The sequence below is a fragment of the Xanthomonas sp. WHRI 1810A genome (genome assembly GCF_040202885.1).
Taxonomy (GTDB): Bacteria; Pseudomonadota; Gammaproteobacteria; order Pseudomonadales; family Pseudomonadaceae; genus Aquipseudomonas.
The window spans coordinates 122762-145761 of sequence record NZ_JBEGED010000010.1; the positions used below are offsets into that span (position 1 = coordinate 122762).

Consider the following 23000-nt stretch of genomic DNA (forward strand, 5'->3'; position numbering starts at 1 on the left):
TTAATGGATCGCATCCGCCTGATGGGGCGAGCGGCGATCGATATTGTTGCAGTGCTTGGACGTTCGGGGATTTTTCTGGTCCATGCCTTGCTGGGGCGAGGCGGGATAGGCGGCGGCTTTCAGTTATTGATCCGTCAGCTTTACTCGGTTGGCGTGATGTCGCTGGCGATCATTGTTGTGTCCGGCGTCTTCATCGGCATGGTGCTGTCCCTGCAGGGTTTCAGCATTCTGGCCAAGTACGGGTCGGAGCAGGCCGTCGGGCAGATGGTCGCATTGACGCTGTTGCGAGAGCTGGGCCCAGTGGTGACAGCCTTGCTGTTTGCAGGTCGTGCCGGCTCTGCGCTGACGGCTGAAATCGGCAACATGAAATCCACCGAGCAGCTGTCCAGTCTTGAAATGATCGGCGTCGATCCCCTGAAATACATCGTCGCGCCGCGTCTGTGGGCAGGCTTCATTTCGCTGCCGTTGCTGGCCATGATTTTCAGCGTCGTTGGTATCTGGGGCGGCTCCTGGGTCGCAGTCGACTGGTTGGGCGTCTACGAAGGCTCCTTCTGGGCGAACATGCAGAACAGCGTTTCCTTTACTGACGATGTGCTCAACGGTGTCATCAAAAGCGTGGTTTTTGCTTTCGTGGTCACCTGGATTGCCGTGTTCCAAGGCTATGACTGCGAGCCCACTTCAGAAGGGATCAGTCGGGCCACGACTAAAACCGTGGTGTATGCCTCATTGGCCGTGTTGGGCCTGGACTTTATTTTGACCGCCTTGATGTTTGGAGACTTCTGATGCAAAACCGCACCCTCGAAACCGGTGTAGGCCTGTTCCTGCTGGCCGGGATACTGGCTTTGCTGTTGCTGGCCCTGCGCGTCAGCGGTCTTACAGCCAGCGCGACCAACGACAACTATAAACTTTACGCCTACTTCGACAATTCGGCCGGTTTGACTGTCAGAGCGAAGGTGACCATGGCCGGTGTAACCATCGGCAAGGTCACAGCCATCGATCTGGATCGCGATACCTTCACTGGCCGTGTGACGATGGAAGTCGAAAAGGGCGTGAATAACCTGCCCATCGACTCCACTGCCTCGATTCTTACGGCAGGCCTGCTGGGCGAGAAGTACATCGGCATTAGCGTGGGTGGTGACGACAAGTTGCTTAAAGACGGCAGCACCATTCACGACACGCAGTCAGCGCTGGTTCTCGAAGACCTGATCGGTAAATTTCTGATGAATACCGTCAGCAAAGACGCCAAATAAGGAGTTTTTTTCATGATTTCAATTCTGCGCCGTGGGCTGTTGGTTTTGCTGGCGGCCCTGCCGATGCTGGCCAGTGCTGCCGTATCGACCCAGTCTGCCCATGATCTGGTGGACGACACGACCAAGCGCTTGCTGAGCGATCTGGCCGCCCATAAAGAAGAATACAAAACCAACCCAAGCGCGTTCTACGATGCGCTCAACGGCATTGTAGGTCCGGTCATCGACGCGGACGGCATCTCGAAAAGCATCATGACGGTGAAGTACTCCCGTAATGCGTCGCCTGACCAAATGAAGCGCTTCCAGGAAAACTTCAAGCGCAGCCTGATTCAGTTCTATGGCAACGCCCTGCTGGAATACAACAACCAGGGCATCACCGTCTCTCCTGCCAAGGAAGAAGCGGCTGACCGCACTTCCGTTGACATGCAGGTCAAGGGCACCGGCGGCGCGGTTTATCCCGTTTCCTACACCCTCGTGAAGCTCAATGACGAGTGGAAAGTGCGCAACGTCATCATCAATGGCATCAACATCGGCAAGCTGTTCCGTGATCAGTTCGCAGACGCCATGCAGCGCAACGGCAACGATCTGGACAAGACCATCAATGGTTGGGCCGGCGAAGTGGCCAAAGCCAAAGAAGCGTCCCAGTCCGAACAGACCACTAAATGAGCCAGGCAAGCGTTCTGCTCGGTGGTCCGGGTGAAATCAGGCTCGTTGGCGTGATTGACTACCGGACAGGTCCCGCCTTGCGCAAGCAGGGCGCGGATCTCATCAAGGCCAGCGATGCGCCTGCCCTGGTGATCGACTGCGCAGGCGTAGAGAAATCCAGCAGCGTGGGCCTGGCCCTGCTGTTGGGTTTCATGCGTGACGGTGCGGCAGCAGGCAAGACAGTGAGCGTGCGTGCCCTGCCGGAAGACATGCAGGAAATCGCCAAGGTCTCGGAACTGACCGAACTGCTCCAGCATCATTGATACCCGTTATCGATCAAGCCCCTCGTCCGTCTCCTACAAAGTAGGGTTCGCAACGAGAGGGCTTTTTTGTATGATGGCCGACCCCCGCGCGTAGGGCGCCGATTGAGGTTAAGCATGCAGGCCGTAGAAGTGAAAAGCTTCCTTGAAGGTAAGTTGCCGCAGATTCAGGTCGAAGTTGAAGGCGAAGGCTGCAACTTTCAGCTGAACGTGATCAGCGATGAGATGGCTACACTGAGTCCAGTCAAGCGCCAACAGCAGATCTATGCGCATTTGAACCCCTGGATCGCCGATGGCAGCATCCACGCGGTCACCATGAAATTCTTCAGCCGCGCTGCATGGGCCGAGCGCACCTGAACCAATTGGCGTCGAGATTCTAATGGACAAACTGATTATTACTGGCGGCGTTCGTCTTGATGGCGAAATCCGTATTTCCGGGGCAAAGAACTCTGCCCTGCCGATTCTTGCCGCTACATTGCTGGCCGATGGGCCGGTCACCGTGCAGAACCTGCCACACCTGCACGACATCACCACGATGATCGAGCTGTTTGGCCGCATGGGCATCGAGCCGATCATTGACGAAAAGCTCAGTGTTGAAATCGATCCACGCACCATCAAGACCCTGATTGCCCCGTACGAGCTGGTGAAAACCATGCGTGCGTCAATCCTGGTGCTCGGCCCGATGGTCGCTCGCTTTGGCGAGGCCGAAGTGGCATTGCCTGGCGGTTGCGCCATTGGTTCGCGTCCGGTGGATCTTCACATCCGCGGTCTTGAAGCCATGGGTGCAGTGATCGACGTTGAAGGCGGCTACATCAAGGCCAAGGCGCCGGAAGGCGGTTTGCGCGGTGCGCACTTCTTCTTCGATACCGTCAGCGTGACCGGTACCGAAAACATCATGATGGCCGCTGCATTGGCCAACGGTCGCAGCGTGCTGCAAAACGCCGCCCGTGAGCCTGAAGTGGTCGACCTGGCGAATTTCCTGAATGCCATGGGCGCGAAAGTGTCTGGCGCAGGCACCGACACCATCACCATCGACGGTGTGAAACGTCTGGGTTCGGCGACTTATAAAGTCATGCCTGACCGGATCGAGACCGGCACCTACCTGGTGGCTGCTGCTGCCACGGGCGGTCGCGTCAAGCTCAAGGACACCGATCCGACCATCCTTGAAGCCGTGCTGGAAAAACTGCGTGAGTCAGGCGCAGAAATCACCACCGGCAAGGACTGGATCGAGCTGAACATGCACGGCAAGCGTCCGAAGGCCGTCAACGTGCGCACCGCGCCGTACCCGGCTTTCCCGACCGACATGCAGGCGCAGTTCATTTCGCTCAACGCGATTGCCGAAGGCACTGGCGCGGTCATCGAAACGATCTTCGAAAACCGCTTCATGCACGTGTATGAAATGCACCGAATGGGCGCGCAGATTCAGGTCGAGGGCAACACCGCCATCGTCACGGGCTGCACGAAACTCAAGGGCGCGCCAGTGATGGCAACCGACCTGCGGGCTTCTGCCAGCCTGGTCATCTCGGCGCTGATCGCTGAAGGCGACACTCTGATCGACCGCATCTACCACATAGACCGTGGTTATGAGTGCATCGAAGAGAAGCTGCAGATGCTGGGCGCGAAGATCCGTCGCGTTCCGGGCTAGTCGATCCGCGCGGGCTGTCCGGCTCCGGCATCTGGTGCGTGATCTTGATCACCGCAGACGCCGGAGCCTGATGCCGAAGCCGAGTATCACTTTCTGATTCGTTACACTTCGGGCCATCGCCGGCTCGGAGGTTGTCGGGCGCCGATTGCGATCCGACGCAAGTTTCCTGATAAGGACTCACGTTTCCCATGTTGACCATCGCATTGTCCAAGGGCCGTATCCTTGACGACACGTTGCCGCTCCTCGCTGCTGCGGGCATTGTGCCGACCGAAAATCCGGACAAGAGCCGCAAGCTGATCATCCCGACGACTCAGGCCGATGTGCGCCTGCTGATTGTTCGCGCCACCGATGTGCCGACTTACGTCGAGCACGGTGCGGCTGACCTGGGCGTCGCGGGCAAGGATGTTCTGATGGAATACGGCGGTCAGGGCCTGTACGAGCCTCTCGACCTGCAGATCGCACAATGCAAACTGATGACCGCAGGCGCTGTGGGGGCTACCGAACCCAAGGGGCGTCTGCGTGTGGCCACCAAGTTCGTCAACGTCGCCAAGCGCTACTACGCCGAACAAGGTCGTCAGGTCGACATCATCAAGCTGTACGGCTCGATGGAGCTGGCACCGCTGGTAGGGCTGGCCGACAAGATCATCGATGTCGTCGACACCGGCAACACGCTGCGTGCCAACGGCCTTGAACCTCAAGAGTTGATCGCCCATATCAGCTCTCGTCTGGTCGTCAACAAGGCCTCCATGAAAATGCAGCACGCCCGCATTCAGGCGTTGATCGACACCCTGCGTGAAGCAGTGGAGTCGCGACACCGCGGCTGACCGATAGCGTGGCCCCAGGCCGCGCCCAACTATCCGTGTCATAGCCAAAATCTCAGGTGCCCGCGCGGATAGCTTGGTAGTTTATGGATTCGTCCAGAAACGGCACCCGAGTATTCGCCAATCATTGAGGCCCCGCCATGACCACTTCCACCGACATTCGCCGACTCAACGCTGCTGACCCGGATTTCGCACGACATCTGGATCATCTGCTGAGCTGGGAAAGTGTGTCAGACGACTCGGTGAATCAGCGGGTCCTGGACATCATCAAAAACGTGCGTGAGCGCGGCGATGCAGCGCTGGTGGAGTACACGCAGCGCTTTGACGGCCTGCAAGTAGCATCGATGGCAGAGCTGATTCTGCCCCGTGAACGTCTGGAACTGGCGCTCACACGCATCACCCCGGCCCAGCGCCAAGCGCTGGAAAAAGCCGCCGACCGCGTGCGCATCTATCACGAAAAACAGAAACAGGACTCCTGGAGCTACACCGAAGCCGATGGCACGGTGCTGGGCCAGAAAGTCACGCCGCTGGACCGCGCAGGGTTGTACGTACCCGGCGGCAAGGCATCCTACCCATCCTCCGTGCTGATGAACGCCATCCCGGCGAAGGTCGCAGGCGTGGGCGAAGTGGTGATGATGGTGCCGACGCCACGCGGCGAGCTCAATGAACTGGTGCTGGCGGCTGCCTGCATCGCCGGCGTTGACCGGGTGTTCACCATCGGGGGCGCGCAGGCCGTTGCTGCGCTGGCGTACGGCACCGAAAGCGTGCCGCAGGTCGATAAGGTCGTCGGCCCAGGCAACATTTATGTCGCCACGGCCAAGCGGCATGTGTTCGGTCAAGTCGGTATCGACATGATCGCCGGGCCTTCGGAAATTTTGGTGGTGTGCGACGGCCAGACGGATCCGGACTGGATCGCCATGGACCTGTTCTCCCAGGCCGAGCACGACGAAGACGCGCAAGCGATTCTGATCAGCACCGATGGCGATTTTCTCGACAAAGTCGCGGACAGCATCGCCAGACTGATGCCGACCATGGAGCGCGCCGAGATCATCAAGACCTCCATCACAGGGCGCGGCGCATTGATCAAAGTGGCCGACATGCAACAAGCGCTGGAGGTCATCAATCGCATCGCCCCAGAACACCTTGAGTTGTCGGTCGCTGACCCTGAAGCCTGGCTGCCGCATGTTCGCCACGCGGGCGCTATCTTTATGGGCCGTCACACGTCAGAGGCGCTGGGCGATTATTGTGCTGGCCCCAACCACGTGCTGCCGACGTCCGGCACTGCGCGGTTTTCCTCGCCCCTGGGCGTTTACGATTTCCAGAAGCGTTCCTCGATCATCTATTGCTCCGAGCAGGGCGCGTCGGAGCTGGGCAAAACCGCTTCCGTGCTGGCCCGTGGCGAGTCGTTGACCGCTCACGCACGCAGCGCCGAGTATCGGATTGCCAGCAACCCACAAGAAGGCCAATAAGCATGAGCAAATTCTGGAGTCCGTTTGTCCGTGACCTGGTGCCTTATGTGCCGGGCGAACAACCCAAGCTGACCAAGCTGGTAAAACTCAACACCAACGAGAATCCCTACGGCCCGTCGCCCAAGGCTATCGAGGCGATGCGCGCCGAGGTCAACGATAACCTGCGCCTTTACCCTGACCCGAACAGCGACCTGCTCAAGCAAGCGGTGGCGCGTTACTACGGGGTCGAAGGCAACCAGGTATTCCTGGGCAACGGTTCCGACGAAGTGCTGGCCCACGCGTACAACGCTTTTTTCAAGCACGACAAGCCACTGCTGTTCCCGGACATCAGCTACAGCTTTTATCCGGTTTACTGTGGCCTGTATGGCATCGACTACGAAGCCGTGCCGCTGGATGAGCATTTCCAGATTCGTGCCGAGGACTATGCGCGCCCCAACGGTGGCATCATTTTTCCCAATCCGAACGCGCCCACGGGTTGTCTCACGGCGCTGAGCGCGGTCGAGCAGATCCTCAAGGCCAACCCGGATTCGGTGGTGATCGTCGACGAGGCCTATATCGACTTCGGCGGTCAGACGGCCATTTCGCTGGTGGAGCGTTATCCGAACCTCTTGGTGACACAAACCCTGTCCAAGTCGCGTTCGCTGGCGGGGTTGCGGGTCGGCCTGGCAGTCGGTCATCCGGACTTGATCGAAGCGTTAGAGCGGGTGAAGAACAGCTTCAACTCCTACCCGATTGACCGCATCGCCATTGTCGGCGCTGCCGCTGCGTTCGATGACAAGGCGTATTTCGAGCAGACCTGCAAAGCGGTGATTGCCAGCCGTGATGCGCTGGTTCAGCAGTTGTGCGACAAGGGATTTGAGGTGTTGCCGTCGGCCGCCAACTTCATCTTCGCGCGTCACCCGCAGCACGATGCCGCGCAGCTGGCGGCCAAGGTGCGGGAGCAGGGCGTGATTGTGCGTCACTTCAAACAGGAGCGGATCGCGCAGTTCCTGCGGATCAGCATCGGCACGCCTGAACAGAATCAGGCGTTGGTGGATGCGCTGGGCGAGTTGTAGGGGCTGAACTCTGTAGGAGCGAATTTATTCGCGAGGCGGTTTAATTGGCTCACCGCCGCCTTTTTCGCCAACAAGTTGGCTCCTACAGATTTACGCTATCGCTGAATCAATCCTCCGCCGCAGTCGCCGCCGGAGCTTGCGGTGGACGCAGGCCTACTTCGGCTGTGAGCTTGCGCTCCTTGCCGTTGCGCATCACCTGGATCGAAATCTTCTCGGTCGGCTTGGTGCGTGCCACCTGATTCATCGACTTGCGGCCATCGCCTGCCGGTTCGCCGTTGATGCTCAATATCACGTCACCCAGTTGAAGGCCGGCCTTCTGCGCCGGACCGTCACGGAAAATCCCCGCAACCACAATTCCCGGCCGGTCTTTGAGGCCAAATGACTCGGCCAACTCCTGGGTCAACGGTTGAACTTCGATCCCCAGCCAGCCGCGTATCACCTGACCGTGTTCGATGATCGACTTCATCACCTCAAGCGCCAATTTGGTCGGGATCGCAAAACCGATGCCCTGCGAGCCGCCGGACTTGGAGAAGATCGCGGTGTTGATCCCGGTCAGGTTGCCGTTTGCATCCACCAACGCGCCGCCCGAGTTGCCGGGGTTGATGGCGGCGTCGGTCTGAATGAAGTCTTCGTAGGTGTTCAAACCCAGCTGGTTACGTCCGGTGGCGCTGATGATGCCCATGGTGACGGTCTGGCCGACGCCAAACGGGTTACCGATGGCCAGCGCCACGTCGCCGATGCGAATGGTGTCGGAGCGGCCAAGGGTGATCGCGGGCAGGTTTTTCAGGTCAATCTTCAATACCGCAAGGTCGGTCTCCGGGTCGCTGCCGATGACCCGCGCGATGGTTTCGCGTCCGTCCTTGAGCGCCACCACAATCTGGTCGGCGCCGGAGGTCACGTGGTTGTTGGTCAGCAAGTAACCTTCCGGGCTCATGATCACCGCCGAACCGAGGCTCGATTCCATGCGTTTCTGCTTGGGCAGGTTGTCGCCGAAGAACCGCCGGAATTGCGGGTCTTCAAAGAGCGGGTGGTTGGGCTTGTTGTTGACCATTTTGGTCGTGTAGAGGTTGGCCACGGCAGGCGCGGCGCTGCTGACGGCATCGGCATACGACACCGGGCCTTGCTGCACGGTGAAGGTCTGGGGCGCTTGTTGCAGGTTGACGTCCTGTGTCGGCAGTCCGACCCATTGCGGGTAACGCTGGATAATCAGTAAAGCGATCAGCACGCCAGCGAGCAGTGGCCAGCCGAGAAAACGCAGCGCTTTGAACATTGAGCGGAATCCTGATGGTGGTAGCGCGCAAGCACTGTGTCTCACCTGCGCCATAATGGCGGGCATTATACGAGGACCGAGACGGTCTGAACTGCATATTTAGGAGTCTTTTATGGCTGTCGCACTGAGCACGCTGGTGGAGGAGGCGGACCGCTATTTGAGCGCTTCTCGTATCCAGGATTATTGCCCGAACGGATTGCAGGTCGAGGGCCGTCCGCAGGTCACGCGCATCGTGAGCGGCGTCACGGCCAGTCAGGCATTGCTGGATGCCGCCGTTGAAACAAACGCCGACCTGATCCTCGTGCACCACGGCTACTTCTGGAAGGGCGAAAACCCCTGTGTCACCGGGATGAAGCAGCGGCGCCTCAAGACTTTGCTCAAGCACGACATCAGTTTGCTGGCGTATCACCTGCCGCTGGACCTGCATCCGGACGTGGGCAACAACGTGCAGTTGGCACGGCAGCTGGACATCACCGTTGAAGGGCCTCTGGACCCTGACAACCTGAAGATCGTCGGTCTTGTGGGGTCGTTGGCCGAGCCGGTCACCCCCCGTGATTTCGCCCATCGCGTGCAGAGCGCGCTGGGTCGTGAGCCGCTGTTGATCGAGGGCAGCGCGATGATCCGTCGGGTCGGTTGGTGCACCGGCGGCGGCCAGGGTTACATCGATCAGGCGGTGCTGGCGGGCGTCGATTTGTACCTGAGCGGCGAGGCGTCCGAGCAGACCTTTCACAGCGCCCGGGAGAACGACATCAGCTTTATCGCCGCCGGCCATCATGCCACCGAGCGTTACGGGGTCCAGGCGCTCGGCGAGTACCTGGCGCGCCGCTTTGCTCTCGAGCATCTGTTTATCGACTGCCCCAATCCCATCTGACGGCACCTGCCCGGGAGCTATATCGTTAGATCGTTTCGATCTAGTCCGGTGTCTCAATAGAATTAGGTGCTGTGCTAAAGTGCCCGGCTCGAATACGGCCCGTTGGCCTTCCATAAAGTACGTTATCCCCCGTGAGTAACCATGGTCGACAAACTGACGCATCTGAAGCAGCTGGAGGCGGAAAGCATCCACATCATCCGCGAGGTAGCCGCCGAGTTCGATAACCCGGTGATGCTCTACTCCGTCGGTAAAGACTCCGCCGTGATGTTGCACCTGGCACGCAAGGCCTTCTTCCCGGGCAAGCTGCCGTTCCCGGTCATGCACGTCGATACGCGCTGGAAATTCCAGGAGATGTATAAATTCCGCGACAAGATGGTCGAGGAAATGGGCCTGGACCTTATCGTTCACGTCAACCCGGATGGCGTTGCGCAGGGTATCAACCCGCTGACCCACGGCAGTGCCAAGCACACCGACATCATGAAGACCGAAGGCCTCAAGCAAGCCCTCGACAAACACGGTTTTGACGCCGCCTTCGGTGGCGCGCGCCGGGACGAAGAGAAGTCCCGCGCCAAAGAGCGCGTCTACTCCTTCCGCGACACCAAGCACCGCTGGGACCCGAAGAATCAGCGTCCAGAGCTGTGGAACGTGTACAACGGCAACGTCAACAAAGGCGAGTCGATCCGTGTGTTCCCGCTCTCCAACTGGACCGAGCTGGATATCTGGCAGTACATCTATCTGGAAGGCATCCCGATTGTGCCGCTGTATTTCGCCGCCGAGCGCGAAGTCATCGAAATGAACGGCACCTGGATCATGATCGACGACGATCGCCTGCGTAATCATCTGAGCGATGAAGACAAGAAGCGCATCGTCAAGAAGAAGGTCCGCTTCCGCACGCTGGGCGACTATCCGTTGACGGGCGCCGTCGAGTCCGAGGCCATCAGCCTTACCGACATCATTCAGGAAATGCTCCTGACGCGAACTTCCGAGCGCCAGGGCCGGGTCATCGACCACGATGGCGCCGGCTCCATGGAAGAAAAGAAACGTCAGGGTTATTTCTAAGGGGTTGTCATGTCGCACGTATCTGATTTGATCAGCGAGGACATCCTCGCGTATCTGGGCCAGCACGAACGCAAGGAAATGCTGCGCTTTCTCACCTGTGGCAACGTCGATGACGGCAAGAGCACGCTGATCGGGCGTCTGCTGCACGACTCCAAGATGATCTACGAAGACCATCTGGAAGCCATCACCCGTGACTCGAAGAAGTCCGGCACCACCGGCGATGAAGTCGACCTGGCGCTGCTGGTTGACGGCTTGCAGGCCGAGCGGGAGCAGGGCATCACCATCGATGTCGCTTACCGCTACTTCTCCACCGCCAAGCGCAAATTCATCATCGCCGATACCCCGGGCCATGAGCAGTACACCCGCAACATGGCCACCGGCGCATCGACGTGCGACCTGGCGATCATTCTGGTGGATGCCCGTTATGGCGTGCAGACCCAGACCCGTCGCCACAGCTACATCGCGTCGCTGCTGGGCATCAAGCACATCGTGGTCGCCATCAACAAGATGGACCTCAACGGCTTCGACGAAAGCGTGTTCGAGTCGATAAAGGCCGATTACCGGAAGTTCGCCGACGGCATCGCGTTCAAGCCGACCACCATGGCCTTTGTGCCGATGTCGGCGCTCAAGGGCGACAACGTCGTGAACAAGAGCGAGCGTTCGCCCTGGTACACCGGGCAGTCGCTGATGGAAATCCTCGAGACCGTCGAGATTGCCAACGACCGCAACTACACCGACCTGCGTTTCCCGGTGCAGTACGTCAACCGCCCGAACCTGAACTTCCGCGGCTTCGCCGGTACGCTGGCCAGCGGCATCGTGCACAAGGGCGATGAAGTGGTGGTGCTGCCGTCGGGCAAAAGCAGCCGCGTGAAATCCATCGTCACCTTCGAAGGCGAGCTGGAGCATGCGGGTCCTGGTCAGGCGGTGACGCTGACCATGGAAGACGAAATCGACATCTCCCGTGGTGACTTGCTGGTGCATGCGGACAACGTTGCGCAGGTGACTGACGCGTTCGACGCCATGCTGGTATGGATGGCCGAAGAGCCAATGTTGCCGGGCAAGAAATACGACATCAAACGCGCCACCAGTTATGTACCGGGCTCGATTGCCAGCATCACCCACCGTGTTGACGTCAACACGCTGGAGGAGGGCGCTGCCAGCGCGTTGCAGCTCAACGAGATCGGTCGTGTCAAGATCAGCCTGGACAGTGCCATCGCGCTGGACGGTTATGACAGCAACCGCACCACCGGTTCGTTCATCGTCATTGACCGCTTGACCAACGGCACCGTCGGCGCCGGCATGATCATCGCCAAACCGGTCAGTGCAGGTGGTTCCAGCCATCATGGCGAACGAGCGCATGTGTCGGTCGAGGAGCGCGCCCAGCGCTTCGGGCAACAGCCTGCGACCGTTTTGTTCACCGGTCTGTCCGGCGCGGGTAAAAGCACCTTGGCCTACGCCGTCGAGCGCAAGCTGTTCGACATGGGCCGCGCGGTGTTCGTGCTCGATGGTCAGAACCTGCGTCATGATCTCAACAAAGGTCTGCCACAGGATCGCGCCGGTCGTACCGAAAACTGGCGCCGTGCCGCGCATGTCTCGCGTCAGTTCAACGAGGCGGGTCTGCTGACCCTGGCTGCCTTCGTGGCCCCGGATGCAGCAGGGCGCGAAAACGCCAAGAGCCTGATCGGCAATGATCGCCTGATCACCGTCTACGTCCAGGCCTCACCGCAGGTTTGCCGCGAACGCGACCCACAGGGCCTGTACGCTGCCGACAAGGACAACATCCCGGGTGAGTCCTTCCCGTACGACGTACCGCTCGACGCCGACCTCGTCATCGACACCCAGTCGCTGAACGTCGAGGAAAGCGTCAAGCACGTGCTGGACCTGTTGCGGACCCGCGGCGCGATCTAAGCGCTGCTGGCTGTACGAAAAACCCGCCGTGACTGGCGGGTTTTTTGTGGACGGCGTCTTCATGTGTAGGAGCGCGCTTTCCCGCGATGGCGTCAGACCAAACACGTCGACGTTGACTGACACACTGCAATCGCGGGCAAGCGCGCTCCTACAAGTCCTGCCGCACAAAAAAGCCCGCCGCTGAGGTCGTCAGCGGCGGGCCTTTTTGAGGCGGGTGGCTTACTTCTTCAACCCGTAATGCTCATCCAGCATCCCCGGCGAGTTCGGCGTTTTGGGGGCGTAGTCCTTGGGCGGCTCGGCCGTGCGCGGCGGCGTCAAACGATCGCGTGGGGCCTGGGTCGCCTCAGGGTGCAGCGCGGCCAGCAGACGCTGGCGGGTGATTTCGTCGGTGGCCAGGCGGTTGGCGCCTTCGGCCAGGTGTTCCTGCACATCCACGTAGCTCTGGGACAACTTCTGGACCAGATTGGCCGTGCTGTTGAAGTGGGTCACCACTTCGTTCTGATAGGTGTCGAAGCGCTCCTGAACATCATCCAGCTGGCGCTGAGTGCTGCTAGGCGCGGCATTGGGCACCAGACGCGCGACGAGGAAACCGATGACGACCCCGACGACCAGGGCAATGGTCGGCAACAACCAAACTAAGAGCGAGTGTTCCACGAGTCCTTCCTCTATAAACGGCTTTGCTTTACGTTAACGGCTCGAACCTGCGCTGTATACCTGCGACGCATCGCCGATATACCCGCCACAGACATCAGCTAGACGAGTCGACCTTTTGCAAGGTCACGGAGTTCATTCTTGCTCATCCGCGAAAATCCTGTACTCATCGATGGTCCAGTCGGCCAACTGGAAGCTCTTTACCTCGACTTTGAAGGGGCCAAAGGCGTGGCGCTGATATGCCATCCTAACCCGGTTCAGGGCGGTACGATGCTCAATAAAGTGGTCTCGACGCTGCAACGCACCGCGCGCGATGCCGGACTGATCACCCTGCGCTTCAATTACCGCGGGGTCGGTGCCAGTGCGGGCAGCTCCGACATGGCTCAGGGTGAAGTCGACGATGCTCAAGCGGTTGCCCAATGGTTGCGCGACAAGCACCCCGATCTGCCCCTGACGTTGTTCGGCTTCTCGTTCGGCGGTTTCGTCGCTGCGACGTTGGGCGGGCGCCTCGAGGCCAAGGGCGAAACACTCAACCATCTGTTCATGATCGCACCCGCGGTCATGCGGATCGCCGATGTCAACGCACTGCCGCAAAACGGCCCGTTGACCCTGATCCAGCCGGAAAGCGACGAAGTGATCGATCCCCAGCTCGTTTACGAATGGTCCGACAACTTATCGCGCCCCCACGAACTGCTGAAAGTGGCAGAATGCGGACACTTTTTTCACGGCAAGCTGACCGATCTCAAGGATCTGGTCCTGCCGCGTCTCTCGAACTGATCGCAGCACCCAGAATAAGCGACCCACCATGACTACTCGTATCCTGACCGGTATCACCACCACCGGCACGCCTCACTTGGGCAACTACGCGGGCGCGATTCGTCCGGCCATCGTTGCCAGCCGCCAGAGCGACGCCGATTCCTTTTACTTTCTGGCCGATTACCACGCCCTGATCAAATGCGATGACCCGCTGCGCATTCAGCGCTCGCGTCTGGAAATCGCCGCGACCTGGCTGGCCGCCGGGCTGGACGTGGACCGCGTCACGTTCTATCGCCAGTCCGACATTCCGGAAATCCCGGAGCTGACCTGGCTGTTGACCTGCGTCGCCGCCAAAGGCCTGCTCAACCGCGCCCACGCTTACAAGGCGTCGGTGGACAAGAACGTCGAGACCGGCGATGACCCGGATGCCGGTATCACCATGGGCTTGTACAGCTACCCGGTGTTGATGGCGGCAGACATCCTGATGTTCAACGCCCATCAGGTGCCGGTGGGTCGCGATCAGATCCAGCACGTGGAAATGGCCCGGGACATCGGCCAGCGTTTCAACCACCTGTTCGGCAATGGCAAAGAATTCTTCGTCATGCCCGAAGCGCTGATCGAAGAGAGCGTTGCCACGCTGCCAGGCCTGGACGGCCGCAAAATGTCGAAGAGCTACGACAACACGATTCCGTTGTTCAGCAGTGGCAAAGAAATGAAGGATGCCATCTCGCGCATCGTCACTGACTCGCGGCTGCCGGGCGAAGCGAAGGACCCGGACAATTCGCACCTGTTCACGCTGTACCAGGCGTTCTCCAGCAAAGAGCAATGCGCGCAGTTCCGCGATGACCTGTTGCAGGGCCTGGGTTGGGGTGATGCCAAGCAGCGGCTGTTCCAGTTGCTCGACAGCGAACTGGGCGAGGCGCGCGAGAACTATCACCGGTTGATCGAGCGTCCTGCGGACCTGGAAGACATTTTGCTGGCCGGCGCCGAGAAGGCCCGCCGCACCGCGACGCCGTTTTTGGGGGAGTTGCGTGAGGCGGTAGGTCTGCGTTCATTCCGCACGACCACCCAGACCGCGACAACCACCAAGAAAAAAGCCAGCAAGGGCGCGCGCTTTGTCAGCTTCCGCGAAGACGACGGCAGCTTCCGTTTCCGCCTGCTCGCGGCCGACGGCGAGCAACTGCTGTTGTCGCGCACCTTCGCCGACGGCAAGACCGCGGGCGCGGTCAGCAAGCAGTTGCAACAAGGCGGCGAGCTGGACCTGCGCAGCGAAGGCCAGGCCTTCACACTATGGCTTGATGGCCAATGTGTGGCCGACAGCCCGGAGTTTGCCGACGCCGCAGCCCGCGATGCCGCGATCCAGAGCCTGAAACTGGCATTGGTCCCGCAACAGGACTGATTGCCAATCCCACGGACCGTCGCTACAGTGGCGGCCCGTTTTGCTCCCTTAGCTAACGAATATATGACCCCCCTAGAACGTTACCAAGCTGACCTCAAACGCCCCGACTTCTTCCACGATGCCGCGCAGGAAAATGCTGTGCGTCATTTGCAGCGTCTGTACGACGATCTGGTGGCCGCCCATCACAGCAAGCCCGGCTTGTTCGGCAAGCTGTTCGGCAAAAAAGAAGTCCCCGTGATCAAAGGCTTGTATTTCTGGGGTGGGGTAGGCCGCGGCAAGACCTATCTGGTCGACACGTTCTTTGAAGCGCTGCCCTTCGAAGACAAAGTGCGCACGCACTTTCACCGCTTCATGAAGCGCGTGCATGAGGAGATGAAAACCCTCAAGGGCGAGAAAAACCCGTTGACGGCCATCGCCAAGCGTTTCTCCGACGAAGCCCGGGTCATCTGTTTCGATGAGTTCTTCGTGTCCGACATCACCGACGCCATGATCCTCGGCACGCTGATGGAAGAGCTGTTCAAGAACGGTGTCACGCTGGTCGCGACGTCCAACATCGTCCCGGACGGCCTGTACAAGGACGGCCTGCAGCGCGCGCGCTTCCTGCCCGCCATCGCGTTGATCAAGCAGAACACCGAGATCGTCAACGTCGACAGTGGCGTGGATTATCGGCTGCGTCATCTGGAACAGGCCGAACTGTTCCACTTCCCGCTGAACGAAGCCGCGCAGGAAAGCATGCGCAAAAGCTTCCGCGCGTTGACGCCCGAGTGCACCAAAGCCGTTGAAAACGATGTGCTGATGGTCGAGAACCGTGAGATCAAGGCGCTCCGTACCTGTGACGACGTGGCCTGGTTCGATTTCCGTGAGTTGTGCGACGGCCCGCGCAGTCAGAACGACTACATCGAACTCGGCAAGATCTTCCACGCGGTCCTGATCAGTGGCGTTTACCAGATGAGCGTCACCACTGACGACATCGCCCGACGCTTCATCAACATGGTCGACGAATTCTATGATCGCAACGTCAAGCTGATCATTTCGGCCGAAGTTGAGCTCAAGGATCTGTACACCGGCGGGCGTCTGAATTTCGAATTCCAGCGGACCTTGAGCCGCTTGCTCGAAATGCAATCCCACGAATTTCTGTCGCGCGCTCATAAGCCGTAGCGCCCATGTAGGAGCGCGCTTGCCCGCGATGGCGGTATGTCAGTGGCAGACTCTCCACTGACATACCGCTACCGCGGGCATTTTGTTATCCCCGCTCAGCCTAATCCCCCCACCATCCCCGCCACCGGTACGATCAACAGCGTACTGATCGCCATCGACAGCACATTGGCAACGTAAGGGTGCACATCATGTGGCAACCGGGTTGCCATCGCCGTTGCCAAGGGCGGGGCGATCAGTGCGCCCAGCACAGCACTGGTGAGCATGACGCCAATGCCCGCACCATGAATCAGCACGGCGGCCGGCACCACCGACACCAACGGAATATACGTCGGATACCAGCCGCGTGTGATCCATTGCTTGCGCCAGACCAGCACGCCGATGCTGGCCGCCAACAGTTGGGCGGTGATCAGTTCAGGCAGCAGGCCGGAACCGTAGGCAGGGCTTTCGGGATTGACTGCGAACGCGAGCCCAGCGCCCAGCAACAGCCCGAGGCTGGCCAGTTCGTTTCCGAAAAAAGGCGCTTCGGAAAAGTCGGCCAGGATCCGCCGCAGCGTCCACAGAGCCCCATGCTGCGAGTGCTCCACAGGCTGGACGGGTTTTCTGACCGGCAACGTCGGTTGCGAAGCCGCGACCAGTTGAGGCCACCGACGGCACAGCAAAAAGGCGACGACGCTGGCGCTCGCCATCCCCAGCACATTGCCCACCACCATGGGTAACGCCAGTGGTTTGCACAGGTAGTTGACGATCAGCAGTGCGGCCGGTGTGACCAGCACCGCGCCCATGATGGCCCCGGTCATGGCCACTTTCCATCCGCCGCCAAACAGCAGCACCATCGCAGCGGGCAGGGAGACAAAGGCCACGAACGTTGGCTGCCATTCCCGCGCAAAAAGCGTCCAGCCCCACAGCAGGTTGCTTAACAGCACGCCCATGAGCGAACTCAGAAACAGCCAGGGCCATAAGCCGGTGCCATAGCAAATCGGAAACCCGCCCCACGCCTTGCCGTTTTGACCCGCCCAATAAGCCAAGCCGGCACCGGCGATCAGGCCGATGGACGCGAATTCGTGTTTGTAGAACACAGCTTCACTGATGTCACCCAGGCCCCAGCGCCACCAGGACGCCGGGAGATGCAGGTTTTCCAGGATGGTGTGGTACGCCGGCCATGCTGCCTGCAGTTTCAGATCCTCCAGCGTCTCCCTTGCGCAGAACAGGGTAAGGGCAATGACGGCCAGCAGCGCCGTGACCGCGACCACCCATCCGACCACGTGCGTGTGGATCAGTCGGTGGTGTTCCTGACGAATGAGATTGCTCATGCGTTTCCCCCCTCAGCGCGGCATGCGCGGGTGGTGGACGTAACCGAGCATCGAGTCGTACAGGTCGGTGCGTCGGTCTCTGTGCAGGTCGTTGAGGTCGTTCCAGATCGGCGCGCTACGGCTGCTGCTCAGATCGATGTCTGCGTAAAGAATGGTCTCGGACAGGGCATCAGCCACTGCGCCGAGCGGCCAACCGTGGGTGCCCGCGATGAGGGAGCACCCGAGAAAACGCTCGCCGCGATCAGTGCCGATGCGATTGGCCGCCGCGATGAATACATTGTTGACGTGCGCGGCCGTGATGGTGAGATACGAAGCCATGCAGCGGCCCGCTTCATCGAACAACGGTGGCGGCGTCCACACCCAGTTATTCAGGCTGCAGATGATGTCCGCGCCCTGCTGACTGAGCAGGCGAGGCACCTCCGGGAACCAGATATCCCAACAGATCAGCAGCCCTATGCGGCCAATGGCCGTTTCGAACACCGGGAACCCGAGATTGCCAGGCGTGAACCAGAGTTTCTCGAGGTTCCAGAGGTGCGCCTTGCGGTACACACCAATGAAACCCTCAGGTCCCACCAGCACGGCTGAGTCGTAGAGGGTCATGCCGTCTCGTTCTGCCAGGCCCGCAGCCAGGTAAACACTGTTCCTGCGGGCAAACTCTATCCACTTGCACACGCTGGGCCCCTGGGGAATTTCCTCCGCATGCTCGAAAGCTTCTCGCCTTGTCTTAAACGTATAGCCGGTATTTGCCAGTTCTGGCAAAACGATGAGATTCGCTCCGCCTTGCACGGCCTTCAGCGCCAGACCAAGGCTGAGGTCGAGATTGCGATCACTGTTTTCCGTTCCCGCCTGCGGGTCGAACTGGACCACAGCCACGCGGATGGGACTTGTTGAGGGTTTTGAACTCATGCGGACAGACCTTTTCTTGTTTTCATTTGAATGCCGAAAACATGAGAAAGCATTCGAATGAATACTTCGAGTAGGCCGTTTTTGATAATCGAGTAGGGGTTTTCTTGTTCGTGTTGCGGCCGAAACGAGGGACGGGCAGGCGCGTAAAGTCCGAGGGCAGCGCCGGCTGGAGCTGCCCTCTTGTCTGGCGCTACGGCTTGTTGTGGAAGTGGGGGTAGTCATTCATTGAAAACCCGCCGTTGAATCGCGCGTAGGTCTTGTCGCAAATGTGGATGACTGCATCTATCGCACCCCTCAAACAGGGTTCGGTCCATCCAGCGTCCACCGAAAAAGACTCGCCGGACAGATAGAGCCCGGACGCTGCGCCATAATCTCGGTTGTACCTCATCAGTCCGACAGCGTCGTAGTAGGTGCCGGGCCGATAAAGCTTTGCGCAGCCCATTGCGTTCCGGTCAGTGATCCAGCGTTGAACATAGGCTCCGCCTGGTTCGATGTAGGGCGAAATACGCTCCTGTACGTTAGCGCAGTTCAACAGGATGCGGTCAAGTTCACCCATGCATTTGTCGACCAATTCTCGGTCGGAGAACGCTGCAAGTTTCGTCGCGTCGTCTTCCCATGTGTAGCTCAGGAGGACGCAGTCAGTGGGGTAGCTGGCTTCATAGCGGTACATGTACACGTCATGGACAAAACTGTCAGTGACCAGAATCTGCGGGATCACCCGATTGCCTGAAAGAAACTCTTTTTTCAGTGGCGCATAGACTTTGCAGCTGGTCTCCCAGTGCGCTGTTTTATAGGCGTTGATCACCGAGTAGGGGAGGATTGCCCTGGAAAAATTCTCCAGTTGAACGTGGGTTTCTATAAGCCATGAAGGTAGGGTCAGGATGACTGAGTCAAAGTCATCTGACTTCTCCTGCATTCTGGATTCATCACTTGCGCACCATTGGAAATGCACCCGGATCTTATCGTTATCCAGTTTGCTGAGTTTCGTGACCCGGGAGTCGGTGAAAAGGCCCGTGCCACACTCCAGGCTGTGCTCGTAAAACGACGGACGATCCTTGTCCACGGGCATGAACAGCAGGCACTCATCCAGAGCAGCAAGACCCAGGTAGCGAGGACGTTGAAACTCCAGCCCTTGAGCATCGTAAATGTGCGTGGCGTCTACGAAGGGTGCGTCGAGAGGAACACCTTGCTCATCCACTCGGCCATGCACCAGTTGCAAATGGCTGCTGAATCCGAAGATCGCAGTCCGGATCGGATACAGACTACAGACGTCGTAAAAAGCGCCCCAACTGCCATCGCCAATGCCGATGGAGTAGAAGATGGCCGACTCTTGCGGGCTCATTCCCAGGCCGCCGAAATCTCCAGGGTTGGTTTCGTCCCAGCGTGAAACGGTTGGCTGCTTTACCAGATCGCGAAAGGATACGTTTTCGTAGCGCTCGACGATCGCGTCCCACATGGTTTGCCAGTGGTCACTGCCATAGCACTTGGCGACTTGGCGGGTCATGCGGTGGGCAAAGGCGGCCCATTTTGCGGAAACGGTTTGCAAGGTTTCGGTGGGCGGCGGGGTATCGCCACCCTTATTCTTCCAAATCAGCAAGCGCGGGCTTTCAGGATCCTCCAGTCTGCCCTCCTGAAGGTAGATCCCCGTGGATTTGACCGCCGCAGTTCCTGGGTTGGGAAAGTCTGAGATCTTCAGGTTAAACAGGGATGCGTAATACGCCATCAGCGATCGCCCCTGCTTGGGTTCCTCGTCGGTCGTATTGAAAAACGGCATGCGCATCGCACCCATTTCAAAGGGCGTTGAGGGACTGTCCCCTGCAGCAGGGCTGACTACGGTCAGGTGCCGGCCACCTACGCGATGCGACTGCTCCAGCAGTGTGATATCCGAAAAGCCGCAGCGAAGCAGTTCTCGTGCCGCAACCAGACCTGTAACGCCAGCGCCGACGATGCATATCTTGTGCGATTTGTCGGTCGCTGTAGCGACACCGCCAGTTTGCTCTAGCAACTTTCGATAGTCGAAGCAGAGGTCTGGTGGGTTTGGGAATCTTGCCGCCCATGGGCTGTGGGGCCGGGCGGCGAAGTGTTTGGCAACTTTCGCAGGATAGTCGTAGCTTGATCCAATGGTCACGATTAACGTTCTCTTCAATTCGGCTTCAAGCTCAATAGCCTAAAGAAGAGAACCGCGTAAAAAGCATAGCTATCTAACGCACAAACCACGGGTTTCAATCGCCCGTTTGAGTCCAGCTAAGCCGCCTGCTGAAACTGCTGCCGATACTGGTTCGGTGACAGGGCAGTGTGCTGGCGGAAAAGGCGTGCGAAGAAGCTCGCATCGTCGTAGCCGACTTCATAGCTGATGGTTTTGATGCTTTTGCGGCTGCCGGACAGCAACCCCTTCGCGGTTTCGATGCGCAAGCGTTGCAAGTAATGCAGCGGCTTGTCGCCGGTGGCGGTCTGGAAGCGGCGCATGAAGTTGCGGATGCTCATGCCGTGTTCCCGGGCCACGTCTTCAAAGCGGAATTTGTCGGCGAAGTGTTCTTCCAGCCAATGCTGGATCTGCAGGATGATGACGTCCTGATGCAGTTTCTGGCCGCCGAAACCCATGCGTCCCGGCGCATAACTGCGTTGCACTTCATACAGAATGTCGCGCGCGACGGTTTGCGCGACGTGGGCGCCGCAGAATCGCTCGATCAGATAGATATAGAGATCGCAGGCCGACACAGTGCCGCCGGCGCAATACAGATTGTCGGCGTCCGTCAGGTGTTTTTCCTGATTGAGCAGCACCTTCGGGAAGCGCTCGGCGAAGTCGTTGAAGAACCGCCAATAGGTGGTCGCTTCCTTGCCGTCGAGCAAGCCGGCTTCCGCCAGCCAAAATACGCCGCTGGCCTCACCGCACAGCACCGCGCCCTTGGCATGTTGCTGGCGCAACCACGGCAGCACCTGGGGGTAACGCTCACGCAGGGTATCGAAGTTATCGGAAAAGGCGGGGAGGACAATGATGTCGCTGTTGTCCAGCGCGCTGTCGACCGGCATGACGATCTCGCTGAAGCTGCGCACTGACTGGCCGTCAGGGCTGACCAGGCGGGTTTCGAACGCGGATTTCAAACCTTGGCCCAGCTGCTTGCCGTAGCGCAGGCTGGCAAGGTGGAAGAAGTCTTTGGCTTGCGTCAGGGTGGAGGCGAACACCCCATCAACCGCAAGGATACTCACGCGCCTCAAGGGCACGGTGTGTTGATTAGACATGATCTATTGTTCTTATATGGGAAAGTGGTCAAGCAACGGCGTGATCGTCTTATTTTTTGGCCAATGTGTCCAGTGTCGCTACGCATAGCCACAACAATATTGTGCGGTCGTTGTGGGCTGCTCGGCCGCCGTGTAGGAGCGCGCTTGCCCGCGAAAGCGCCGGGTCAGCAATTGATACCTTGCCTGACACATCGCAATCACGGGCTAGCGCGCTCCTACAGGTTGTTGCGTTATGGCGCGGGGTTTGGCTGGCTTTTGTGGATCGCGTCGATTCCGGCAAGCACTTCATCGGACAAATCCAGCTGGAAGCTGGCGATGTTGCTGTCCAGTTGCTCCAGCGTGGTTGCGCCAATAATGTTGCTGGTCACGAATGAACGGCTGGTGACGAACGCCAAGGCCATCTGCGCCGGGTCCAGACCGTGTTCCTGAGCCAGCGCCACGTAGCGGGCACACGCTGCTTCCGATTCCGGATTGAAGTAGCGGGTGAAGCGGCTGTAAAGGCTCAAGCGGCCCTTTGCCGGACGCGCGCCGTTGGCGTATTTGCCGGAGAGCATGCCAAATGCCAGAGGCGAATAGGCCAGCAGACCGCACTGCTCGCGGATGGCGATTTCTGCCAGGCCGACTTCAAAGCTGCGATTGAGCAGGTTATAGGGGTTCTGGATGGACACCGGACGCACCAGCCCGCCGGCTTCTGAGGCCTGGAGAAACTTCATGGTGCCCCACGGCGTTTCGTTCGACAGTCCCACGTGACGAATCTTGCCGGCCTTCACCTGTTCGTCGAGGACCTGCAGCACCTCTTGCAGGGGGGTGAAGATCTCATCCTTGTGCGAGTAACCCAGCTTGCCGAAGAAGTTGGTGCTGCGCTCGGGCCAGTGCAACTGATAGAGATCGAGGTAGTCGGTTTGCAGGCGTTTGAGGCTGGCATCCACGGCGGCGACGATGTGCTCGCGATTGAACTTGAGCTGGCCGTCACGGATGTAATCGATGCCGTTTCCGGGGCCGGCAATTTTGCTGGCGAGGATCCAGTCCTTGCGATCACCGCTTTTCTTGAACCAGTTACCGATGATTTTCTCGGTGCTGGCGTAAGTTTCTTTTTTCGGGGGGACCGGGTACATCTCGGCGGTATCGATGAAATTGATGCCTGCCGATTTGGCCCGTTCGATCTGCGTAAAGGCCTCGGACTCGCTGTTTTGCTCGCCCCAGGTCATTGTGCCGAGGCAGAGGGCGCTCACGTTCAGGTCGGTATTGCCCAGCTGGCGATAATCCATTT

General features: G+C 59.3%; 22 protein-coding genes. 15 read left to right on the forward strand and 7 right to left on the reverse strand.

Going from position 1 to position 23000, the window contains the following annotated elements; genetic code table 11:
* Positions 1 to 3: 3 nt before the first annotated feature.
* The 9 genes from mlaE (at position 4) to hisC (ending at position 7202) form a co-directional block, all read left to right on the forward strand.
* Positions 4 to 783 (forward strand): lipid asymmetry maintenance ABC transporter permease subunit MlaE, encoded by a 780-nt coding sequence (gene mlaE, locus ABQX22_RS16205; RefSeq protein WP_349800875.1) that lies wholly within the window; start codon positions 4 to 6, stop codon positions 781 to 783.
* Entirely contained in the window at positions 783 to 1250 is a 468-nt protein-coding gene (gene mlaD / locus ABQX22_RS16210) for an outer membrane lipid asymmetry maintenance protein MlaD (RefSeq protein WP_349800876.1), read from the forward strand. Before mlaE ends, mlaD begins: the two co-directional genes overlap by 1 nt.
* Before the next feature lie 12 nt (positions 1251 to 1262).
* Positions 1263 to 1913, forward strand: a complete 651-nt coding sequence (locus ABQX22_RS16215; protein ID WP_349800877.1) for an MlaC/ttg2D family ABC transporter substrate-binding protein — start codon at positions 1263 to 1265, stop codon at positions 1911 to 1913.
* The gene (locus tag ABQX22_RS16220) at positions 1910 to 2215 is read left to right on the forward strand and encodes an STAS domain-containing protein (RefSeq protein ID WP_349800878.1); all 306 of its coding nucleotides are present in this window, start codon (positions 1910 to 1912) and stop codon (positions 2213 to 2215) included. The genes ABQX22_RS16215 and ABQX22_RS16220 overlap by 4 nt, the downstream gene beginning before the upstream one ends.
* A gap of 114 nt (positions 2216 to 2329) precedes the next feature.
* Positions 2330 to 2569 (forward strand): BolA family protein, encoded by a 240-nt coding sequence (locus ABQX22_RS16225; protein WP_349800879.1) that lies wholly within the window; start codon positions 2330 to 2332, stop codon positions 2567 to 2569.
* A 22-nt stretch (positions 2570 to 2591) separates the two neighbouring features.
* The gene (gene murA / locus ABQX22_RS16230) at positions 2592 to 3857 is read left to right on the forward strand and encodes a UDP-N-acetylglucosamine 1-carboxyvinyltransferase (RefSeq protein ID WP_349800880.1); all 1266 of its coding nucleotides are present in this window, start codon (positions 2592 to 2594) and stop codon (positions 3855 to 3857) included.
* A 188-nt stretch (positions 3858 to 4045) separates the two neighbouring features.
* A complete protein-coding gene (gene hisG, locus ABQX22_RS16235; protein WP_349800881.1) occupies positions 4046 to 4681 on the forward strand; it encodes an ATP phosphoribosyltransferase in 636 nt (211 codons plus the stop codon).
* Positions 4682 to 4818: 137 nt separating this feature from the next.
* Positions 4819 to 6147, forward strand: a complete 1329-nt coding sequence (gene hisD, locus ABQX22_RS16240) for a histidinol dehydrogenase (RefSeq protein ID WP_349800882.1) — start codon at positions 4819 to 4821, stop codon at positions 6145 to 6147.
* 2 nt (positions 6148 to 6149) lie between these two features.
* The gene (hisC, locus tag ABQX22_RS16245; RefSeq protein ID WP_349800883.1) at positions 6150 to 7202 is read left to right on the forward strand and encodes a histidinol-phosphate transaminase; all 1053 of its coding nucleotides are present in this window, start codon (positions 6150 to 6152) and stop codon (positions 7200 to 7202) included.
* A 106-nt stretch (positions 7203 to 7308) separates the two neighbouring features.
* Here the strand turns inward: hisC and algW are convergent, their stop codons facing one another.
* Positions 7309 to 8472: a Do family serine endopeptidase AlgW gene (gene algW / locus ABQX22_RS16250; RefSeq protein ID WP_349800884.1), complete on the reverse strand. Its 1164-nt coding sequence runs from the start codon at positions 8470 to 8472 to the stop codon at positions 7309 to 7311.
* 112 nt (positions 8473 to 8584) lie between these two features.
* On the opposite strand from algW, the gene ABQX22_RS16255 reads away from it, so the two are divergent.
* The 3 genes from ABQX22_RS16255 to cysN all read left to right on the forward strand — a co-directional run bounded on the left by ABQX22_RS16255 (position 8585) and on the right by cysN (position 12310).
* Positions 8585 to 9343: a Nif3-like dinuclear metal center hexameric protein gene (locus ABQX22_RS16255; RefSeq protein WP_349800885.1), complete on the forward strand. Its 759-nt coding sequence runs from the start codon at positions 8585 to 8587 to the stop codon at positions 9341 to 9343.
* Positions 9344 to 9484: 141 nt separating this feature from the next.
* Complete coding sequence (cysD, locus tag ABQX22_RS16260) at positions 9485 to 10402, forward strand: sulfate adenylyltransferase subunit CysD (RefSeq protein WP_349800886.1); 918 nt, start codon at positions 9485 to 9487, stop codon at positions 10400 to 10402.
* A gap of 9 nt (positions 10403 to 10411) precedes the next feature.
* The gene (cysN, locus tag ABQX22_RS16265; RefSeq protein WP_349800887.1) at positions 10412 to 12310 is read left to right on the forward strand and encodes a sulfate adenylyltransferase subunit CysN; all 1899 of its coding nucleotides are present in this window, start codon (positions 10412 to 10414) and stop codon (positions 12308 to 12310) included.
* A gap of 219 nt (positions 12311 to 12529) precedes the next feature.
* Here the strand turns inward: cysN and ABQX22_RS16270 are convergent, their stop codons facing one another.
* Positions 12530 to 12964, reverse strand: coding sequence for a YhcB family protein (locus tag ABQX22_RS16270; RefSeq protein WP_349800888.1), 435 nt, complete (start codon positions 12962 to 12964; stop codon positions 12530 to 12532).
* A gap of 138 nt (positions 12965 to 13102) precedes the next feature.
* Between ABQX22_RS16270 and ABQX22_RS16275 the strand changes: the two genes are divergently transcribed.
* The 3 genes from ABQX22_RS16275 (at position 13103) to zapE (ending at position 16274) form a co-directional block, all read left to right on the forward strand.
* Positions 13103 to 13738 carry an alpha/beta hydrolase gene (locus ABQX22_RS16275; RefSeq protein ID WP_349800889.1) on the forward strand — a complete coding sequence of 212 codons (636 nt, stop codon included), beginning with the start codon at positions 13103 to 13105 and terminating at the stop codon, positions 13736 to 13738.
* Positions 13739 to 13766: 28 nt separating this feature from the next.
* On the forward strand, positions 13767 to 15116 hold the full coding sequence (locus ABQX22_RS16280) for a tryptophan--tRNA ligase (RefSeq protein WP_349800890.1): 1350 nt from the start codon (positions 13767 to 13769) through the stop codon (positions 15114 to 15116).
* A gap of 63 nt (positions 15117 to 15179) precedes the next feature.
* On the forward strand, positions 15180 to 16274 hold the full coding sequence (zapE, locus tag ABQX22_RS16285; RefSeq protein WP_349800891.1) for a cell division protein ZapE: 1095 nt from the start codon (positions 15180 to 15182) through the stop codon (positions 16272 to 16274).
* A 95-nt stretch (positions 16275 to 16369) separates the two neighbouring features.
* Here zapE and ABQX22_RS16290 read toward each other — a convergent pair whose 3' ends face one another.
* The 5 genes from ABQX22_RS16290 to ABQX22_RS16310 all read right to left on the reverse strand — a co-directional run bounded on the left by ABQX22_RS16290 (position 16370) and on the right by ABQX22_RS16310 (position 22998).
* Positions 16370 to 17584, reverse strand: a complete 1215-nt coding sequence (locus ABQX22_RS16290; protein WP_349800892.1) for a hypothetical protein — start codon at positions 17582 to 17584, stop codon at positions 16370 to 16372.
* A 12-nt stretch (positions 17585 to 17596) separates the two neighbouring features.
* The gene (locus tag ABQX22_RS16295; protein ID WP_349800893.1) at positions 17597 to 18490 is read right to left on the reverse strand and encodes a nitrilase family protein; all 894 of its coding nucleotides are present in this window, start codon (positions 18488 to 18490) and stop codon (positions 17597 to 17599) included.
* Between the two features lie 190 nt (positions 18491 to 18680).
* Complete coding sequence (locus ABQX22_RS16300; RefSeq protein WP_349800894.1) at positions 18681 to 20618, reverse strand: flavin monoamine oxidase family protein; 1938 nt, start codon at positions 20616 to 20618, stop codon at positions 18681 to 18683.
* Between the two features lie 116 nt (positions 20619 to 20734).
* Positions 20735 to 21730 (reverse strand): GlxA family transcriptional regulator, encoded by a 996-nt coding sequence (locus ABQX22_RS16305; protein ID WP_349800895.1) that lies wholly within the window; start codon positions 21728 to 21730, stop codon positions 20735 to 20737.
* A gap of 230 nt (positions 21731 to 21960) precedes the next feature.
* Positions 21961 to 22998 carry an NADP(H)-dependent aldo-keto reductase gene (locus ABQX22_RS16310; protein ID WP_349800896.1) on the reverse strand — a complete coding sequence of 346 codons (1038 nt, stop codon included), beginning with the start codon at positions 22996 to 22998 and terminating at the stop codon, positions 21961 to 21963.
* Between the last annotated feature and the right edge of the window lie 2 nt (positions 22999 to 23000).